An 18,126-nucleotide genomic window follows, 5' to 3' on the forward strand; every position below is an offset into this window, starting at 1 on the left:
TTAGCGACTGAAACGGGTGTGGGTGAGCTTGATTATCTCGATCACCACGGCACTGGCCGCCTCGAGGGAGCTGACCGGCAGGTACTCGTAGATGGTGTGAAAGTTGTGGGCACCGGTGAAGAGGTTCGGGCAAGGCAATCCCTTCTGGGAGAGCACGGCACCATCATAACCACCGCGCATCGGGATGGGGTTTGGGGTGATCCCAAGGGTCTCGTAGGCGGCCAGCGCCAGTTCGATGGGATAGCGGTTCTCCCCCTGCAAGCTGTTGAAGACATTGCTGTAGCGATCGCTCAAGTGGTAACTCACGCTCTGCTCACCCCACAGGGCCTGACAGCTCTTGCCGAGGGTGTCGAGCAGGGTCATTCGTTGCTGATACCCATCCTGAGTGAAGTCGCGCACATCCAGCTTGAGCACAGTTTGGGCGCTGTTGCCCTGCATCTGCTTGACCCAGTAGTAACCCTCGCGCCCCTCGGTATATTCGGGCGCTTCGCCCCCCGGCAGCATGGCGATAAACTTGTGCGCCATCAGCAGCGAGTTCTTCAGCTTGCCCTTGGCCGACATGGGGTGGGCCGAGGCACCGTGAAAGACAAACTCCGCATCCCCCGCATTCCAGTTCTCATAGACCAGCTCGCCAATGCCGCAGCAGTCGAGGGTATAGGCGAAGTCAGCGCCAAAACGTTCGATATCGAACGCCTTGGCCCCGCGCAATCCCTGCTCCTCGTCAGGTACCAGACCAATTTTGATGGTGCCGTGGGGGATCTCCGGATGTGCCTGCAGATAGGCAACCGCATTGACGATGGCGGCGATGGCCGCCTTGTCATCGGCCCCCAGCAGGCTGGTGCCGTCGGTCACGATGATCCGATCACCGACATAGTTGGCCAGCTCGGGGAACTCGCTCAGACGCAGGGTGATCTGCTGGTCGGCATTGAGGCAGATATCGCCCCCTTCATAGGCCACTACTTGGGCATGGGTATCGTTGGTGTGTTCAGCACTGGTATCGAGATGAGCAAAGAAGGCCACGGTGGGCAGATCCCCCTCCACATTGGCAGGAAGTGTGGCGGTCAGGATGGCGTTATCCGCCACCTCCACGGTCAACCCCAGGGCGATCAGCTCCTCTGCCACCTTGTCAGCCAGCACCCGCTGCCCCGGGGAGGAGGGCATTACCCCGGCGGCGCCCGCTTCACGATTGGTGGTGGTATTGATGGCGGTGTATCCCAAAAATCTGTCGACAATATGCATTGCGGTAGTCCTGTGAGTAGTGACGGATATGATGCCGTGACGAGATCCGGCGGCGCGGTCGCCTTATTCAGAAAGCAGCCGCTTTTTTCTGCAAACAGCCGTCTGATGAAGAGATAACGCCTTGGATTAACGAGAAAAAATGAGATGGATAAAGAGAGTGCCCATCACAGTCGAATCAATGGGTAGTGATAAATAACACCGAAAGACCGCATAAAAGCTCTCAGATAACCAAAAGTGGGTAGCTGATCACGTAACCGATATGCTGAAAGGCGAAATAAAAACCTGAATGAAAGTCTCTGCTTTCGTATCGGGTAGCGAAATCCACTACCCGGGCCAGACACATTGGCGGGATGTCATAAAGGAAAAATGCCGGAGCACAGGCTCCGGCATCGATAGTGGGAAAGTGATCAGAGAAACCGATCTGCCCGGCGACCGCTCAGGCTGACCGACGATCCCCCTCGTTGGCATGATGAGTGCGTCGCGGTTAATCCTTCTTCGCCTTGTTGGCGAAGAAGATATCGGCCTGAATATCCTGGGTGCGCACCGTGAAGATCTGGTTGGTCAGATCCTCGGTCAGCGTTTCGGCCTCCTGCATCACCCGCAGATTGAAGTCGTTGAGCATGCTGTTGGCGGCAACCTTGTCGGTCTTGACCGTTTTCAGGTAGTTGGCTTCCATCTCTTTCTGCTCTTTGGCGATCTTCGCCTCCCAGCTCTGGTACGCCTGCTTCACCATGGGGGCCAGTTTGGGGTAATCGGTCATTACCAAAGTCTGCAGTTTGCGATATTTCCAATAAATGGAGTCGCTGTCGGCCTTGTCGCTGCCCATGGCATAGTGGGCCGGATAGGCTTCCAGACCGCTGTAGTAGGGAACGAAGGCGGTCAAGTCCGCCATGCCGAGTCCAACATAGGTGACCTCCCCCACCTCACGCGGCATCCACGGGCGAACCTGCATCACGTGGGACTCGTAGGTGCGGAACACACTGACAGGGCGCCACGGCTCCTGACCGTTCAACCCCTTGCTGTAGGGATCGTGCTCGGTGCCGTCATAGTGATTGCGCAGCACCGCCTTGACCTCCTCCAGCGTCATCTTCTTCTCGGGGGAGAGGGTGACCGGGAACTGGCGACCGGCATCCACCGCCTGCTTGAGCGAGGGGTTGAACATCTGCTGGATGGTCCAGACCCGCGGATCGTTATAGGTACGGTCCCGCTCGTCATCGCGGGTATAGGCTTTCGAGAAGTTGAACGCCCCCTCCTTTTGCGGATGGTAGAGCCCCTTCTCGGTGGCAAATTCGATCAGATTTTTCGATCCCATCATGTCGGGACTGGCCGGATCGTACTGCTGCAGGCGGCCCTGATTGCCGGTGGCAAAGTAGTGATTTTTCGGCAGACGCTGCGCCATCCAGTGATGGCCGGTGGCAGTCTCCAGATACCAGAGCTCGTTATCATCCACCACGGCGACACCAAATCCCTCTCCCGCGCCTATGGTCTCGATGATGTTGCCAAGCAACGAGATCGCCTCGCGGGCCGATGTGGACCGGGAGAGCAACACATCGGGAATGTCATCCTCGGTGATCCCCTTATCTTCCACATAGGGGTCAAAGGCGAGCGCTTCGGGTGAGGCAAAAATGGACTCGGTGCCGCTCACCCCGACTCCCTTCTCGTTGAACCCGGTGGCGCCGTGCAGTTGGGTCTTCCAGTTCGGTACCGTGGTATAGCGCAGGGAGTTTTTCGGCAAGGGATAGCTGAAATCATTGGCACCGTTGTGAGCCTTGGAGCTGTGCATACCGCTCTGCCCCTGCTTGGCCGGATGGATCACGAAATGCTGGGCTTTCAGGGCATCGCTGTCGGCGCTGCGGGCCACCATCATGGAGCCATCGGCGCTGGCTTCACTGCCGACCAGCAAGGTGGTACAGGCGAACGCCGACGAGAAGAGAGCAAGGTTGATGGAGAGTGCGACGACGCACTTTTTGAAGGAATGCATGAGATCTCCTTGTTGCACAGGGTGGTTGCAAATAAGCGGTGGCACGCCAGTCAACCTGCCGCTGTCACAAGGGATCTGCGCGGTGACACGGGCCGGACAGTGCGGGCCATCAAACCGTAAACACGAAAAAGAGCAGTGCGGATAAACCGTGGAAACCAGGGAGGTAGCCAAGGCCCCCTGATAGGCGACCTGTGCGCATTTCTGCTTTCCGCTGTTCCGCTGGCGTGGCGATACTAGGCCCAATCAACTGACTTAAGTGTGACTGGCAGCCCAAAACACCAACAACAAAGACTCAATCGATGCAAAATATTGATAAGTGTGACAAGTGCAGGATCCTTGGCGACATTCAGCCGTCAACACGAGGCACGCAAGGCGCATACAGAAGGGAAATAAAGAGATGAGGAGATATAACGCGCGGGATGGCGTGTTGATGCCATCCCGCGATTCAAGTCAGTAGGTCACTGCGCGTCCGGCTGATTGGCGGGGGCGGCCTTGATAAAGGCATGCAACTGCTCGCAGTTGGCGACGATGCGGCGGATGGTGGGGTAATCGTCCAGGGTCATGTCGTAGCGGCGGCCGTTGTAGACCTGAGGCACCAGCATGCAGTCGGCCAGGGTCACCTCGTTGCCGACGCAGTAGACACCGGCGGTGGTCATCAACAGCTGTTCGAGGGCGGTGAAGGTCTCGTCAATCCAGTGGCGATACCAGCGAGCCTCCTGCTCGTTGTTGGCCCTGAAGTGCTCTTCCAGATAGTTGAGTACCCGCAGATTGTTGAGCGGGTGGATATCGCAGGCGATCATGTTGACGATCTGACGCACTCGGGCCCGCGCGTCGGGGGAAGAGGGCATCAGGGAGTAGGCTGGATAGGTCTCGTCAAGGTACTCCATGATGGCGACCGACTGACCGATCTGCACATCGCCATCCACCAGAAACGGCACCAACCCTTGCGGGTTTATCCGGCGATAAGCCTTCTCGCTCTGCTCGCCTTGCCGCAAATTGATGGGATGCTGCTCGTAGGCGAGCCCCTTGAGCTGCAACACGATCCGCACCCGAAAACTTGCCGACGAACGCCAATAGCCAAACAACTGCAACATAATCTGTCCCTGCATCTTATCTGGGCCCGAAGCCCGGCAGGTGCTCACCACCTGCCTCCTTGTGTATCCGGCACCGGTTGAGGGCTCGTCGTGATCCGGACATATCCCGAATATCCTTGCCGCCAACCGGCGCTGGCCATCAACCTCCCTGACCGCTCGCTGGCACCACCTGTTGAGAGATAGTGCCAAACAGGTTTTGGCCAGAGCGATCTTCCATCGCGATCGACACTCTATCACCAAACTGCAAATAGGGGGTTATTGCTTGATCACAATCAAGAATTTCCAGCATGCGGCGCTCGGCGATGCAGGATGAACCGGCGCTGCGATCGTAGTTGGAGACGGTGCCCGAGCCGATGATGCAGCCAGCGCCAAGGGGACGGGTCTTGGCGGCATGGGCAATCAGTTCGAAGAAGCTGAAGGTCATGTCCACCCCGGCTTCTGGCGCACCAAACAGGGCACCGTTGAGGTGAGTCAGAAGCGGCAGATGCACCTTGCCATCACGCCAGTCATCGCCTAGCTCATCCGGGGTGATGGCCACCGGCGAGAAGGCGCTAGACGGCTTGGACTGAAAGAAGCCAAATCCCTTGGCGAGCTCCCCCGGAATGAGGTTGCGCAGGCTCACATCGTTGACCAGCATCAGCAGCTTGACGTGACTGGCGGCCCCCTGCTGGCTCACCCCCATCGGCACGTCGTCGGTGATGATGGCGACTTCCGACTCGAAATCGATCCCCCACTCCTCCGATCCCATGACAATCGGCCCGCGGGGAGCCAAAAAGCTGTCGGAGCCCCCCTGATACATCAGCGGATCGTGCCAGAAGCTTTCCGGCATCTCGGCGCCGCGCGCCTTGCGCACCAGCTCCACATGGTTGACATAGGCGCTGCCATCGGCCCACTGGTAGGCGCGCGGCAGCGGAGAGAGGCAAGACGCTTCGTCAAAGGGGAACGCCTCACCAACGTGGCCCTCGTTAAGCTGCTGATAAACAGCCTCCAGCCTGGGGGAAACCTCGGCCCACTCGTCGAGGGCGGCCTGCAGGGTGGGAGCAATCTCGCTCACCCGTACCGCACGGGTCAGATCCCGGCTCACTATCACCAAAGCGCCATCGCGCTTGCCATTGTTCAATGTTGCCAATTTCATAAGCGATTCCTTATTTGCCGGCAGCAGCGTCCGGGCGCTGCCAGCTGGATACATACCGGGTGTTCTCGATCCCTTCGCACAGACTGCCGACGTTCAGCGCATCGCGGGTATCTAGCATCACCGCCACCTCGTCGGTGAACTTCTTGGCATAGGCCTGCCCCGCCGCAAACGCCTTGGGATGGGGGCCGTGGGTAAAACCGGCAGGGTGGAAGGTGACCATGCCCCGCTCGATATTGTCCCGGCTGAAGAAGTCCCCTGCATGGTAGAAGAGCACTTCGTCGTAATCGTCATTGCTGTGATAGAAGGGAACCTTGAGGGCGCCGGGGTCACTCTCGATGGGGCGCGGCACGAAGGTACAAATCACGAAGCGACTCGCCACAAAGGTCGAATGAGCCGACGGCGGCAGATGGTAGCGATGGCTCATCAGCGGGCGGATATCCCGCCAGTTGAGGCGCACCACGCACAAGTCGCCGTGCCACCCTTGTGCATCCAGCGGGTTGAAGGGCCAGGTGATGACCGACACCTGATCGTGGCGCTTCACCTGCAGCGACCAGGGATTCTCATCCTGCTGGGCCAGAAAGCGTTCGTTGATGGCGGGCACATCGAGCGCAGCCGGGTCGAAGATGGCGTGATTGCCCACCAGCCCCTTGTCCGGCAGCTGGTAGCTGTCGTTGGTCGCCTCGATCATCAGGATGAACATGGGCGCGCTGGGCTCAATGCGCCACATGGTGCCGCGGGGGATCACCACGTAGTCGCCATCGCGAAGAGTCAGGTGGCCGTAATCGCAGAAGAACTCGCCGCCCCCCTCGTGAATAAAGAGCAGCTCGTCGCCATCGGCGTTGCGCACCAGAAACGGCATCGCCTCGGAGAGCCGCCAGATGCGATAGCGGCAGTGGGGGTTACTGAGAATGTCGGGAGCCACCCAGGGGGAGAGGGAACTCACCTCCTCCTGCAGGGCATTGAGGTCAAACAGCCGTGGCCGCAGCGGCCCCTCCCAACTGCTCCAGTCGGTGGGGGCATGCTTGTGGTGCATGTGGGTAGCTGGGCCGAAAAAGCCGCTTCGCCCCAGCTCGCGCTCATAGATGGCCTGTTCCGGCAGGTCGGCATGGGCCTGCCGGGAGTGGGTCCCCTCCCGATGGGGGAAGTTAATCCAGTTACGCATTGCTCGCTCCCTCTTTGCGGGCACCCTTCTCATCCTCACCGCCATCCAGCACGCCGCGGCGGATCTGGTCCAGCTCGATCGATTCAAACAGCGCCTTGAAATTGCCCTCGCCAAACCCTTCGTTGCCCTTGCGCTGGATGATCTCGAAGAAGACCGGGCCTATCACGGTATCGGTGAAGATCTGCAGCAAGATGCCATCCTTGGTGGGGGAGCCGTCGATGAGAATGCGCAGCTCTTTGAGGGCCGCCAGATCCTCCTGATGCCCCTCGACCCGGCTATTCACCTTCTCGTAGTAGGTATCGGGCGTCGGCATAAAGCCGGTACCGCGGCTGCGCAGGGTGCGGATGGTGTGGTAGATATTGCTGGAGGCCATGGCGATGTGCTGGATCCCCTCCCCCTTGTACTGGCGCAGATACTCCTCGATCTGGGACTTGTCATCCGCCGACTCGTTGATGGGGATGCGGATCTTGCCACAAGGCGCGGTCATGGCACGGGAGTGCAGCCCGGTCAGCTTGCCCTCGATATCGAAGTAGCGAATTTCACGGAAGTTGCCGATCCGCTCGTAGAAGTTGGACCAGACATCCATATTGCCGCGATGGACGTTATGGGTCAGGTGATCGATCTCCATAAGACCGGCATCCACCTCCGCCATCCGGGCCTGCCAGTCGGGGTAGAAGACAAAATCCACGTCATAAATGGAGCCCTTGTCGCCATAGCGGTCGACAAAGGAGAGCGTGCTCTCGCCGATACCGTAGATGGCGGGAATATTGAGCTCCATCGGCCCAATCTTGCCGACAAAAGGCTTGGCCCCCTTGGCGATGGCGTACTGCTGAGCTTTGCCCGCATCGCTCACCCGAAATGCCATGCCACAAACGCTCGGCCCGTGCAGGCTGGCAAACTGCTCCGCCTGGGAGTGAGGCTCGGCATTGACCACAAAGTTGATATCCCCCTGCCGGTAGAGCCAACACTGCTTGTGTTTGTGCTTGGCGACCTCGGCAAACCCAAGCGAAACGAACAGGCTCTTGAGGGCAGCAATCCCCTTGGCATCGGGGGCCGTGTACTCGACAAACTCGAAACCGTCAGTGCCTAACGGATTGATGGTATGGGTGGCGGAAGAGGTGGCATTCATCGGGCGCTCCTTGCTCTTGATTCGGTTAAAACGGATTGCAGCACCCAGCGGTGCGGCAAGTGTTAACAACTTGTTTCATTAGAAGCAGGGCGTAGCAGGAAGAGAAGAGGCGGGTTGCAGATAGTTTTTCGCAGCTGGCAGCAAAAGATGTAAATGGATTGTGACATTCAAGCCACAGCCTTGCGGGTCAAACGGTGACGACCCGCAGGACTGTCAGCTTTGGCTTACAGTTGCCAGTTTTTGATCATCAGATGGGGCAAGCAGGCCCGGGCCTTTTGCAGTCGCGTGGGCGTCGGATTGATCAACCACGCCTCTTTCCCCAACCCCAGCAGCGGCAGATCGTGCAGGCTGTCACTCAAGGCCAATTCGGCATCGAGGGCGCAAATCTCCGGCAGCAGCTTGTGCTGGCCGTGGCAATAGAAGCGCGGCATCAGGCCGCCAAAACGGTAGTGCATCTGCGAGCCAATGATCCGGTGGGGCAACTGGCCGGGCAGTTGCTGATAGAGCTGGGCTCGCACCAGCGCGCAGGGACTGGCGGAGATCACCCAGCAGCGCGCGCCCTCACTTTGCAGCAATTCGCGAGCCTGACGATACAGCCCCGGCCTGGTGCGGCAATAGGCACGCACCAGCTTGCGCCAGCCCAAAGGGGAAAGCCCCAAGGTGATGGCCCACCAGATAAGGGAGATACCGCGCCGCCGCTGGCTGGGCACCAGATAGACCAAACCACCGAGCGCAATCACTGGCAACAGCAACAACGGCCAGATCCGTCGGCGCAGGATATAGCGCAGCAGACCGGCGTGGCTGTCGCCGGGGGCCAGGGTGTCGTCAAAGTCGGCCAGGATCCAGCGCGGTGCACGTCCGTCAGGATCACGCTCTTTCGCTGAATGGATCATGGTATCAGGTGCTGGGCGCATCAGCATCAGGGCGCAAGGGCTGCGATGGCTGCCGTGAGCTCGGGAGTGACAAATTCACTCCCCACATCGGGCGGGCAGACAAAGTCGAACGGCTCGCCCGCCAGGGTAAAACTCAGTCGCCAGGCATGCAGATAGCCGCGATCGGCTGGCGTACCGCCATAGCGCTCATCCCCGAGGATGGGGGCACCGATACTTTTGAGGGCAACCCGGATCTGGTGGGTCTTGCCGGTCTGGGGCTTGATGCGATAGAGCCGCAGCCCCTCGCGCACCGACACCGAATCGAACCAGCTGATGGCAGGATTATCCAGCGTGCGCACCAGCATCCAGCTGCCGCCACGCCCCTTTTGCATATCCCCCTTCACCCAGCCCTGCTTCTTCTTGGGTTTGCGATCGGAGAGCGCCAGATACTGTTTGCTCACCTCACGGGCCGCAAAGGCCATGCTCAGCTCGCGATTCGCCTCCGTGGTGCGGGCCAGCAGCACCAAGCCGGAGGTCATCTTGTCGAGCCGGTGCACCGGATAGAGGGTCAGCCCTGTATCGGCCTTCACGCGATTGACCAGCCCCGGATTGACCGACTCACCGTCCCCCTTCTCGTCGTGCATGCCGATGCCGGGCTGCTTGTCGATAACCAGGAAAGCGGGATGCTCAAACAATATCCGGTACATAAAACCTCGGGAACTGGGGGATAAGGCACGCAGCCAACGGCTGGCGGCGCTCGGGAGTGCTGCATTCTCCCTGCTCGGCCGCCATTTGGCAAACCGGGCGGGCAGAGGATGAAAATAAAAAATGGCCCCGCCTGCAACAGGCGGAGCCATTTTCGCTCATCTTGGCAGGTCAACCCTTACACATTGCGCGGGCGCAGGTGGGCGTGCCAGCGCGCTTCCCACTTCTTGAACAGCCAGACGATGACAAAAGTGAGCAGCATATAGAGCAGCCCCGCGGTCAAAAACGCCTCGAACGGACTGTAGTAGCGGGAGTTGATGATCCGCGCCGCGCCGGTCAGATCGACGATGGTGATGATGCCCGCCACCGCCGAGCCCTGCAGCATGAAGATCACCTCGTTGCTGTAAGCCGGCAGCGCCCGACGAAACGAGTTGGGCAAAATGATCCGTGTCAGGGTCTGCCAGCGGGTCATGCCAAAGGCGTTGGCGGCCTCAATCTGGCCGCGCGGCATATTGTGTACCGCCCCGCGCACGATCTCGGCGGTATAGGCGGCGGTATTGAGGGTGAAGGCCAGCAGGGCGCAGAACCAGGCTTCGGAGAAGAGCGACCAGGCGGCACTGTTCTTCAGCCACTCCCACTGGGCGGCGCCGTAGTAGATGATAAAGAGCTGCACCAGCAGCGGGGTGCCGCGAAAGAAGTAGATATAGGCCCAGATCGGCCCCTTGATCAGCCAGTTGCGGCTATTGCGCAGGATGCCCATGGGCACCGCCAGCATCAGACCAAGGATCAGAGAGAGGGCCACCAGCCAGACGGTGGTATAGAGCCCCTCCCAGTAGGTGGGCCACTCTTTGAGAATGATTGAGAAATCCATGGCTTACCTCGTCTTCATCGTGATGTAGTGACGCTCGGCACTGGCACCGCAACGCTCACAGTAAACGGATGACTGCATTGAGTACGACATGGCTTACCTCGTCTTGATGGCATAGTGACGCTCGGCCCACTTGAGCGCCGAGGTGGAGACTGCGGTGAAGATCAGGAAGATCAGCGCCACCGCCATGTAGAAGGTGAAGGGTTGCTGGGTCGAGCCTGCCGCCAGCGAGGCTTTGCGCACCATGTCATCGAGGCCGATGATGGAGACCAGCGCGGTGGTTTTCAGCAGCACCAGCCAGTTGTTGCCAAACCCGGGCAGAGCGTGTCGCATCATCTGGGGGAAGAGGATCCGCACAAACACCTGGGTTGCCCGCATGCCAAAGGCCCGTGCTGCCTCCAGCTCGCCTTTGTCCACCGCCAGAATGGCGCCGCGAAAGGTCTCGGTCATGTAAGCGCCGAAGATAAAACCGATGGTCGCGACACCGGCCACAAAGGGGCTGATGTCGATATAGTCCGGGAGCAGGGAGACCCACTCCTGATTGGGATTACTCTCCAGTAGCCAGCTGTTGTAAGTCTCGTTGACCCAGGTGCAGATGCCGTTGATCAGCACCTGACCACCAAAGAAGAGCAGCATCATCAGCACCAGATCGGGGATGCCGCGAATGATGGTGGTGTAGCCGGTGGCGATGGCCCGGGCCCACTTGTAGGGAGAGAGTTTGGCCAGCGCCCCCAGCATCCCCAGCAGCAACGCCAGCAGCAGGGAGGCCAGCGCCACTTCCAGGGTGACCCAGGCGCCCTCCAGCAGCGAGGCTTCGTATCCTTTCAAATCAAACATATGCAGCTCCATCGCCACTGAATCTTCACGCACCTGCTAGCCAGAAGGCTCCATAGCAGTTCGAATGAAATATGTGCAGCTCCATTGCAATCAATGCGGGCCCGTAAACTCCCTCAGGGAGGTGACGGGCCCGATGACTACTGACGGGATCAACCTGTCGTTACTTGTCGTAGACGTCTTTGGACTTACTCGCCATATACGTCGAACTCGAAGTACTTGTCGTTGATTTCCTTGTACTTGCCGTTGGCACGCAGCGCCAGAATGGCGGCGTTGAATTTCTCTTTCAGATCCTTGTCAGCCTTGCGCACCGCAATACCGGCACCCTCGCCAAACCACTTGGGATCGGTCAGTTTCGGGCCGACGAATTCGAAGGCATCACCGCCCTCTTTCTTCAGCAGACCGTCGGTGATGGCGGCAGAATCGGCCAGCACATAGTCCACACGACCGGATTTCAGATCGAGATAGGCTTCATCGGCGGTGCCGTAACGCTTGATGGTGGCGTTGGGGAAGTTGTCGGTAATAAAGGTATCCATGGAGGTCGCACGCTGCACCGCGACGGACTTGCCTTCCATAAAGGCTTTGTCGAGCTGCACGTCAGTGCCCTTCTTGGCGGCGAAGCGGGCCGGAATGTGCTGGTACTTCTGGGTGAAGTCCACCTTCTTCTTGCGCTCTTCTGTGATGTCCATGGTGGCGATGATGGCGTCAAACTTGCGTGACAGCAGCGCCGGAATGATGCCGTCCCAGTCCTGCTTGACCAGGGTGCACTTCACTTTCATCTCTTCGCACAGGGCGTTGGCGATGTCGATATCAAAGCCTTTCACCTCGCCACTGGGCTCGGTCCAGGAGAAGGGGGGATAGGCACCCTCAACCCCGATCCGGACTTCTTTCCACTCCTTGGCCATCAGGCTACCGGACGCGAGGGCAGTAACTACGGCTGTCGCCAGCATCAGCTTGTTCATGTATCTCTCCTTGATAAAACAGTTGATTGGGTAACCAGGCATCCCGCCATCAGTAGATGGAGGAGATGAATTGCTTGAACCGCTCGGATTTGGGATGGGCGAAAATCTCCTTGGGGTTGCCCTCCTCTTCCACCCGCCCCTGATGCAGAAACATCACCTTGTTCGATACATCCCGGGCAAACGACATCTCGTGGGTCACCACCAGCATGGTGCGCCCCTCTTCAGCCAGCTCGCGCATCAGGCCGAGCACCTCCCCCACCAGCTCGGGATCCAGCGCCGAGGTGGGTTCATCGAACAGCATCACCTCGGGCTCTACCGCCAGCGCACGGGCAATGGCGGCCCGCTGCTGCTGACCACCAGAGAGGTGGCCGGGATAATAGTCACGCCGCTCCCAGAGTCCAACCCGGTTGAGCAGTTGCTCTGCCTTGGCCAGTGCTTCGGCGCGAGGAACCTTGAGCACCTGGATTGGCACTTCGATGATGTTCTGCATGATGGTCATGTGTGACCAGAGATTGAAACTTTGAAACACCATGGCCAGCCGGCTGCGGATCCGCTCCACCTGACGCATATCCTCGGGCAACCGCTCGCCGGCGCGGCTGGTTTTCATCCGGATCAGCTCGCCATGGAGCGAGACGGTGCCGGATGAGGGGGTTTCGAGCAGATTGATACAGCGAAGAAAGGTCGACTTCCCCGAGCCGGAGGAGCCGATAAGGGAGATCACATCCCCCTTGTGGGCGGTCATGTCGATGCCCTTGAGCACTTCGTGGGTGCCAAAATATTTGTGCAGATCACGTACTTCCAGTGCGGCAACGTCGCTCATCCATTACAACCTTGTCTGTCCCTAGACGCCGCAGGGGCGTGACTCAACCATCGTCCATTTAACAAAAAGTTAACCGATGGCAACCTTCAGCGAAAATATCACCCGGATAGTGAAAAAACAATACAGAACGAGGGTCTTCAGGGGATTCGCTCTATTTTTATTCGCTCTTTGCGTATTTTTCAGCACTTTGTTTGCATAAACAGCCGTTTCAATGGCTATTCCGATAACGCCTTTTTATACCCCAATCATATCAGTGGCAAGAGAAAAGCGTGATGTGTGCCAAACCGGCACCAAAATGGCTTTATGCACCCCCTTGCCGAGCGAAATATCGGCCCCCCGATTGGATCAACTTGATTTCATTGGTGCACTCGGGCTCGGACAGAACCTTATCAAACAGAGAGGTTGTGGCAAAAAAGTAACAATCTGCCCCCAAAAGGGCTGTTTTCGGCCATGAAAGCGAGAGATATGTGACACAGAGCCAATAAGTAATGATAAGGTGGTGTTTTTATCAGTTTTTGTGATCGAGGCCTCGATGCTGCTCAATGTGTTGCTGATCCTGTTGCCACTGGCAATCGGCTATCTGGTTCCCCTCTCCTCTGCCCGACTGATCAAGCTGGTCAACCAGAGCCTGGGCAAGATGGTCTACCTCATTCTGTTTCTGATGGGGCTCGGGCTTGCCTATGTGGAGAACCTGGGCAGCAATCTGGCGGTGATCTTCAAGGTCGCCGGGGTGATGCTGACCGCGATCACGATCTGCAACCTGCTGGCCCTCTGGTGGCTCGACAAGCGCACGCCGCCGACCCACGAGGCGAGCGATAGCAAAATGCCGAGCAAGCTGCACCTGTTGTGGGAATCCCTGCAGCTCTGCTTTGTGGTGCTCGGCGGTGTGCTGCTGGGTCTACTGGTGGATCTGCGCGCCCTGCCCATCGACAAGTGGAGTGAGTGGGCCCTGATGCTGCTGCTGTTTCTCATCGGGGTGCAGATGCGCAACTCCGGCATGCGGCTGCGCCAGATCCTGCTCAACCCCTGGGGGATGAAGATCGCCGCCACCGTCATCCTCAGCAGCTGGCTGGGCAGCCTGCTGGCGGCCCAGTTGCTGGGCATGCCCTTTGCCCATGGTCTGGCGATGAGCTCGAGCTTCGGCTGGTATTCGCTCTCCGGCATTCTGGTGGCCGACAAACTGGGGCCGGTGCTCGGTTCTGCTGCCTTTATCAACGATCTTGGGCGCGAGCTTATCGCCATTCTGATCATCCCGGTCCTGATGCGACGCCACCCCTCAGCGGCCATCGGTTACGGTGGCGCCACGGCGCTGGACTTCACCCTGCCGGTTATCCAGAAATCAGGGGGCATTCAGGTGGTGCCGGTGGCCATTGTCTCCGGCTTTATCCTGAGCCTGCTCGGCCCCATCCTGATCCTCGGGTTTCTGGCGATCTAAGCCTTATTCCCACATTGCAGATCAAAAAGCCCGACCTTGTTGTCGGGCTTTTGCTGTTTGGAGCAACCACGCTCTCGCACTGACTACGATATTGCCCGCAGCCTTATTCGCGCCACTGGCCGCCACTCATCACCCGTTCGATAGCAAACGTCCGGTCGTGCACCAGCAGCAGATCCGCATCCTGTCCGACCCCGATACGCCCCTTGCAGCCGAGCCCCAGCGCCTGCGCCGGATTGCTCGTCACCACGGCCAACGCCCTCTCCAGCGAGACACCGAGCCGGGTCGCGCGCACACACTGCAGCCACAGGCTGGCAATCTGACCACAGCGCATCTCGATTAGCCGCCCTTCGCCATCAAAGCGCGGCAGGCTGGCGTTGGCATCCGAGCTGAAGGTGATGCGATCGGCAGGCACGTTGGCAGCCAGCAGCTCGAGAAACGCATCGGCGGCAAGCCGCTCGCCATCCTCCAGCAGATCGGGAAAGCTCGAGGTGGTGAGGTCGACCCAACCTCCCGCCTTGCCCCACTCGATGGCCTCGGCAAAGAGCCAGGGGTTGCGGTTGCAGTGAGTGGGATAGAGCTGGCGCAGCGGAATGTCGGTCTCATCGCGCAGGGCCCGCAGGGGCGCCAATGCCCCCTTGCCATCCCCGACATGGAAGAAGCTGACCCCGCTCTTGCCCGCAAGCAGCCCGGCCACTCGCGCCTCGCTGGCAAGCCTGGCCAGCTCGTCGTGGGTCGGCGCACTGGATCTGTGGTCGCTGATGGCCACCTCCCCCACCCCCAATACCTCGGGGATCAGGATGATGTCCGACTCCACCGTGCCGGTCAGGGTCTTGACCGGCAGATGGTAAGAGCCGGTATACATAAAGGCGCTCACCCCGGCGGCGCGAAACTCGCGCACCTTGCCGAGCACCTGCGCGGGAGTGCGGGTCAGGCTGTCGGTGCCAAGCGCCGCCACCAGGGTAGTGACGCCGGCCTTGAGCGCCTCGCTCGCCGCCAGCTCAGGGGTGCGAAAGGCAAAGCCCCCCTCCCCGCCGCCGCCGGTGATATGGGCCAGCGGATCCACCAGCCCAGGTACCAGATAGCGGCCACGACCATCGACCCTGTGCAGCGGCCAGTTTGCGGGCACTGTCAACCCCTTGCCCATCCAGGCGATACGGCCATCGGCCACCAGCAGATCCTGCTGGCCAAGGTGGGTAGGGCTGAAGATCTCGGCCCCCTCGATCAGGGTCAACATGGCGATCCTCCTTGCACGATTGTCGCTTGCCCAATGAAAAGAGAGGGAGCAAGCTCCCTCCCCCCGTCAACCACCATATATATCGTACTTGAAGTACTTCTGGTTGATCTGCTGATAGGTGCCGTTGGCACGCAGGGCCTTGATCGCCTCGTCCAGCTTGCCCTTGAGCTCCTTATCGCTCTTGCGCACGGCGATCCCCATGCCATCACCAAACCACTGGCGATCGGTCAGGGCGGGCCCCACATAGTCGAACTTGTCGCCCCCCTCTTTGCCAAGCAGCCCCTGCTCGATGGCAGAGGCATCGGCCAGCAGGGCCAGCACCCGACCCGCCTTCAGATCGAGATAGGCCTCATCGGCATTGCCGTAGCGGACGATGGTGACATTCGAGCCAAAATTGTCGGTCAGGTACTTGTCGTGGGTGGTGGCACGCTGCACCCCGATGCGCTTGCCCGCCATGCCTTCCGGGGTCAATGTCAGCTCGGTCCCCTTGGCTGCCACAAAGCGATTGGGAATATGGGCATATTTCTCGGTGAAATCGACCTTCTGGCGCCGCTCGTCGGTGATCGACATGGCGGCGATGATGGCGTCGTATTTACGCGACAGCAGGGCCGGGATCATGCCGTCCCAATCCTGCGCCACCAACTCGCACTTGACCGCCATCTGCTGACACAGGGCGTTGGCGAGATCGATATCAAACCCCTTGATCTCGCCCGATGCATCGGTCCAGGAGAAGGGCGGGTAGGCCCCCTCCACCCCGAAACGCACGGTTTTCCACTCCTTGGCCATGGCGGGGGTGGCCAGCAGGCTGGCAACAAACAGGGCTGAGAGGGTCAGTCTGATCTTCATCTTGAGTACTCCATTACATAAAAAGCGCACAGGCGCGGACAAGGCACCGCAGGCGAATGCATGCGATGACCAAAAGCGGCAAAATCTGGATGAGCGAGATCACGCCCAAGCGGGCGTCAGTGAACTGCTCCAGGGGTTCGATCTATTCGTCGAACCACTCGGAGAGATAGAAAGGCTTGAAGTAGAAGGCCAGAAAAAAGCCTCTGGCTTTGCGCATCATGGTGGTTTGTCGCGTCCTGTGACAAAGATGGCATCACCTTAGCACGCCCGAATTTTGCCCGGCAAGAGGCAGCCGCCGGGCAGTAGCAAAATCCCGATCATGGTCAAGGCGGGCGGGATCCGTTAGGCTCGAAGCACCTTGCCATCCCATAACAGACCTACAGCGACCGATGAATTTTCTGGCCCATCTCCATCTGGCTGCCCACACCCGAAGCTCCCTCACCGGCAATCTGCTCGGCGATTTCGTCAAAGGCACGCTGCCCACGGGGCTTGCCGCCCACTTCGATGAGGGGATCTGGCTACACCGCAAAATTGACGCTTTCACCGACAACCACCCCGAGCACAAGGGGGCCGTCGCCTGTTTCGAGGCCCCCTGGCGCCGCTTTGGCGGCATAGTGGTGGATATGATCTACGACCACTGGCTGAGCCAGCATTGGGGGCTGTTCAGTACCGAACCCCTGCCCCGCTTCCTGCAACGCAGTTATGATCAGCTATTGGCCGATCACCCACGCCTGCCGGATGGACTGCCGCTTCCCCTCAAGCGGATGGCCGAGCAGAACTGGATCGCCTCCTACCGCCACAGGGAGGGGCTGGGGCAAGCGCTAAATGGCATCGGCCGCCGACTGCGCCGCCCAGTACAACTGGGAGAGGCGCTGCTGACCCTCGATGAATCGCAGTGGCAAACATGCGAGGCGGGGTTTCTGCGCTTCTATCCCGCGCTGATGGACTTTAGCCAGCAGCAACTGGCCCAATATCGGGCAGCCCAAGGGCACAGTGATCCCTCTGGATAGAGCTGCTTCCCCATAAAAAACGCCCCTTGCGGGGCGTTTGTCATCAGTTGGCTTCGTCTTTCTTTTTGCGAATGCTTAAGCCCAGTTCCCGACCACGCAGTCGGGCGTAATAGATGGTGCCGACAAAGGCGAGAGTGGTGAAGAGCAGCTCCACCACCGCCAGCCACCGCTCCCCCTCATCCGTGGTGATCAGGGTGAGGGCGTGCAGGAAATAGGGCATCAACACGAAGTTGCCCCAGGCGTGGGTGTAGGGGTTGCCCTGCACGATTCCCTTGAGAGGGAAGAGCAGCGGCACCGTCCAGATCACCGGCAGCAGCCAGGGGTTGAGGTCCGGATGGGGTGATAGCCACAGATGCCAGAGGATGACCCAACACAGCAGACCGAAGAAGCCGACCAGAGTCAGCCAACGTGCGAAGCGGGTGCTCACTTGAGGATCTCCAGCACCTGCTCCGGCGGGCGACCAATGCGGACCTGACCATTCTTGATGACAATTGGGCGCTCGATCAGCTTGGGATGCTGGTGCATGGCGCGAATAAGGGCATCACCGCTGACATCGGCCAATCCCAGCTCCTTGTAGAGATCCTCCTTGGTGCGCATCAGCTGGCGGGGATCGCTAAAACCGAGCAGAGAGAGCAGGTTGCGGATCTCATCTTCGCTCGGGGCCTGCTCCAGATAGAGCACCACATCAGGGGCGATCCCGTGCTGTTCCAGCAGGGCCAGGGTTTCGCGACTCTTGGAGCAGCGCGGATTGTGGTAGATTTGGGTCTCGCTCATGGTAACTCCCTGATTAATCGCAAGAT

At 59.5% G+C, this 18,126-nt stretch carries 18 protein-coding genes; 2 read left to right on the forward strand and 16 right to left on the reverse strand.

Translation table 11 applies throughout. From position 1 onward, the window contains the following. The 12 genes from pepT to I6L47_RS04900 all read right to left on the reverse strand — a co-directional run bounded on the left by pepT (position 1) and on the right by I6L47_RS04900 (position 12,801). Entirely contained in the window at positions 1-1,239 is a 1,239-nt protein-coding gene (pepT, locus tag I6L47_RS04845) for a peptidase T (protein WP_216948800.1), read from the reverse strand. Between the two features lie 484 nt (positions 1,240-1,723). Further along, positions 1,724-3,220: a C69 family dipeptidase gene (locus I6L47_RS04850; protein ID WP_216948801.1), complete on the reverse strand. Its 1,497-nt coding sequence runs from the start codon at positions 3,218-3,220 to the stop codon at positions 1,724-1,726. 458 nt (positions 3,221-3,678) lie between these two features. Next, the gene (maiA, locus tag I6L47_RS04855) at positions 3,679-4,314 is read right to left on the reverse strand and encodes a maleylacetoacetate isomerase (protein WP_216948802.1); all 636 of its coding nucleotides are present in this window, start codon (positions 4,312-4,314) and stop codon (positions 3,679-3,681) included. A gap of 139 nt (positions 4,315-4,453) precedes the next feature. Continuing rightward, positions 4,454-5,449, reverse strand: a complete 996-nt coding sequence (locus tag I6L47_RS04860; RefSeq protein ID WP_103251546.1) for a fumarylacetoacetate hydrolase family protein — start codon at positions 5,447-5,449, stop codon at positions 4,454-4,456. A 10-nt stretch (positions 5,450-5,459) separates the two neighbouring features. Further along, positions 5,460-6,611 carry a homogentisate 1,2-dioxygenase gene (locus I6L47_RS04865; protein WP_064341988.1) on the reverse strand — a complete coding sequence of 384 codons (1,152 nt, stop codon included), beginning with the start codon at positions 6,609-6,611 and terminating at the stop codon, positions 5,460-5,462. Beyond that, positions 6,604-7,740: a 4-hydroxyphenylpyruvate dioxygenase gene (gene hppD, locus I6L47_RS04870; protein ID WP_064341989.1), complete on the reverse strand. Its 1,137-nt coding sequence runs from the start codon at positions 7,738-7,740 to the stop codon at positions 6,604-6,606. The genes I6L47_RS04865 and hppD overlap by 8 nt, the downstream gene beginning before the upstream one ends. A gap of 224 nt (positions 7,741-7,964) precedes the next feature. Further along, positions 7,965-8,633 (reverse strand): HAD family hydrolase, encoded by a 669-nt coding sequence (locus tag I6L47_RS04875; RefSeq protein ID WP_216948803.1) that lies wholly within the window; start codon positions 8,631-8,633, stop codon positions 7,965-7,967. Between the two features lie 26 nt (positions 8,634-8,659). Continuing rightward, positions 8,660-9,319, reverse strand: coding sequence for a TIGR01621 family pseudouridine synthase (locus I6L47_RS04880; protein ID WP_139462179.1), 660 nt, complete (start codon positions 9,317-9,319; stop codon positions 8,660-8,662). 176 nt (positions 9,320-9,495) lie between these two features. Then, positions 9,496-10,188, reverse strand: coding sequence for an ABC transporter permease (locus tag I6L47_RS04885; RefSeq protein ID WP_005337302.1), 693 nt, complete (start codon positions 10,186-10,188; stop codon positions 9,496-9,498). Positions 10,189-10,281: 93 nt separating this feature from the next. Next, positions 10,282-11,022 carry an ABC transporter permease gene (locus I6L47_RS04890; RefSeq protein WP_005352911.1) on the reverse strand — a complete coding sequence of 247 codons (741 nt, stop codon included), beginning with the start codon at positions 11,020-11,022 and terminating at the stop codon, positions 10,282-10,284. A 185-nt stretch (positions 11,023-11,207) separates the two neighbouring features. After that, positions 11,208-11,981 carry an ABC transporter substrate-binding protein gene (locus I6L47_RS04895; RefSeq protein WP_005337307.1) on the reverse strand — a complete coding sequence of 258 codons (774 nt, stop codon included), beginning with the start codon at positions 11,979-11,981 and terminating at the stop codon, positions 11,208-11,210. Between the two features lie 49 nt (positions 11,982-12,030). Further along, a complete protein-coding gene (locus I6L47_RS04900; protein WP_005337310.1) occupies positions 12,031-12,801 on the reverse strand; it encodes an ABC transporter ATP-binding protein in 771 nt (256 codons plus the stop codon). Between the two features lie 532 nt (positions 12,802-13,333). Here I6L47_RS04900 and I6L47_RS04905 point away from each other — a divergent pair. After that, entirely contained in the window at positions 13,334-14,236 is a 903-nt protein-coding gene (locus tag I6L47_RS04905; protein ID WP_100647227.1) for a lysine exporter LysO family protein, read from the forward strand. Positions 14,237-14,339: 103 nt separating this feature from the next. On the opposite strand, the gene iadA is transcribed toward I6L47_RS04905, so the two are convergent. Beyond that, positions 14,340-15,470 (reverse strand): beta-aspartyl-peptidase, encoded by a 1,131-nt coding sequence (gene iadA, locus I6L47_RS04910; RefSeq protein WP_216948804.1) that lies wholly within the window; start codon positions 15,468-15,470, stop codon positions 14,340-14,342. A gap of 66 nt (positions 15,471-15,536) precedes the next feature. Then, on the reverse strand, positions 15,537-16,316 hold the full coding sequence (locus I6L47_RS04915; protein ID WP_026034932.1) for an ABC transporter substrate-binding protein: 780 nt from the start codon (positions 16,314-16,316) through the stop codon (positions 15,537-15,539). A gap of 389 nt (positions 16,317-16,705) precedes the next feature. Between I6L47_RS04915 and I6L47_RS04920 the strand changes: the two genes are divergently transcribed. After that, complete coding sequence (locus I6L47_RS04920; RefSeq protein WP_216948805.1) at positions 16,706-17,326, forward strand: ACP phosphodiesterase; 621 nt, start codon at positions 16,706-16,708, stop codon at positions 17,324-17,326. 43 nt (positions 17,327-17,369) lie between these two features. Here the strand turns inward: I6L47_RS04920 and I6L47_RS04925 are convergent, their stop codons facing one another. Continuing rightward, entirely contained in the window at positions 17,370-17,753 is a 384-nt protein-coding gene (locus tag I6L47_RS04925) for a DUF2069 domain-containing protein (protein ID WP_103251542.1), read from the reverse strand. Further along, a complete protein-coding gene (gene arsC, locus I6L47_RS04930) occupies positions 17,750-18,100 on the reverse strand; it encodes an arsenate reductase (glutaredoxin) (RefSeq protein ID WP_216948806.1) in 351 nt (116 codons plus the stop codon). Before arsC ends, I6L47_RS04925 begins: the two co-directional genes overlap by 4 nt. Between the last annotated feature and the right edge of the window lie 26 nt (positions 18,101-18,126).

Source organism: Aeromonas sp. FDAARGOS 1417 (assembly GCF_019046985.1).
GTDB classification, from domain to species: domain Bacteria; phylum Pseudomonadota; class Gammaproteobacteria; order Enterobacterales; family Aeromonadaceae; genus Aeromonas; species Aeromonas veronii.

Bases quoted from the DNA above. Each gene is read 5' to 3' on its own strand.
- pepT (WP_216948800.1), bottom strand. From the start codon at position 1,239: ATGCATATTGTCGACAGATTTTTGGGATACACCGCCATCAATACCACC.
- hppD (WP_064341989.1), bottom strand. From the start codon at position 7,740: ATGAATGCCACCTCTTCCGCCACCCATACCATCAATCCGTTAGGCACT.
- I6L47_RS04915 (WP_026034932.1), bottom strand. From the start codon at position 16,316: ATGAAGATCAGACTGACCCTCTCAGCCCTGTTTGTTGCCAGCCTGCTG.
- I6L47_RS04890 (WP_005352911.1), bottom strand. From the start codon at position 11,022: ATGTTTGATTTGAAAGGATACGAAGCCTCGCTGCTGGAGGGCGCCTGG.
- maiA (WP_216948802.1), bottom strand. From the start codon at position 4,314: ATGTTGCAGTTGTTTGGCTATTGGCGTTCGTCGGCAAGTTTTCGGGTG.
- iadA (WP_216948804.1), bottom strand. From the start codon at position 15,470: ATGTTGACCCTGATCGAGGGGGCCGAGATCTTCAGCCCTACCCACCTT.
- I6L47_RS04880 (WP_139462179.1), bottom strand. From the start codon at position 9,319: ATGTACCGGATATTGTTTGAGCATCCCGCTTTCCTGGTTATCGACAAG.
- I6L47_RS04885 (WP_005337302.1), bottom strand. From the start codon at position 10,188: ATGGATTTCTCAATCATTCTCAAAGAGTGGCCCACCTACTGGGAGGGG.
- I6L47_RS04895 (WP_005337307.1), bottom strand. From the start codon at position 11,981: ATGAACAAGCTGATGCTGGCGACAGCCGTAGTTACTGCCCTCGCGTCC.
- I6L47_RS04920 (WP_216948805.1), top strand. From the start codon at position 16,706: ATGAATTTTCTGGCCCATCTCCATCTGGCTGCCCACACCCGAAGCTCC.
- I6L47_RS04905 (WP_100647227.1), top strand. From the start codon at position 13,334: ATGCTGCTCAATGTGTTGCTGATCCTGTTGCCACTGGCAATCGGCTAT.
- I6L47_RS04865 (WP_064341988.1), bottom strand. From the start codon at position 6,611: ATGCGTAACTGGATTAACTTCCCCCATCGGGAGGGGACCCACTCCCGG.
- I6L47_RS04850 (WP_216948801.1), bottom strand. From the start codon at position 3,220: ATGCATTCCTTCAAAAAGTGCGTCGTCGCACTCTCCATCAACCTTGCT.
- arsC (WP_216948806.1), bottom strand. From the start codon at position 18,100: ATGAGCGAGACCCAAATCTACCACAATCCGCGCTGCTCCAAGAGTCGC.
- I6L47_RS04860 (WP_103251546.1), bottom strand. From the start codon at position 5,449: ATGAAATTGGCAACATTGAACAATGGCAAGCGCGATGGCGCTTTGGTG.
- I6L47_RS04900 (WP_005337310.1), bottom strand. From the start codon at position 12,801: ATGAGCGACGTTGCCGCACTGGAAGTACGTGATCTGCACAAATATTTT.
- I6L47_RS04875 (WP_216948803.1), bottom strand. From the start codon at position 8,633: ATGATCCATTCAGCGAAAGAGCGTGATCCTGACGGACGTGCACCGCGC.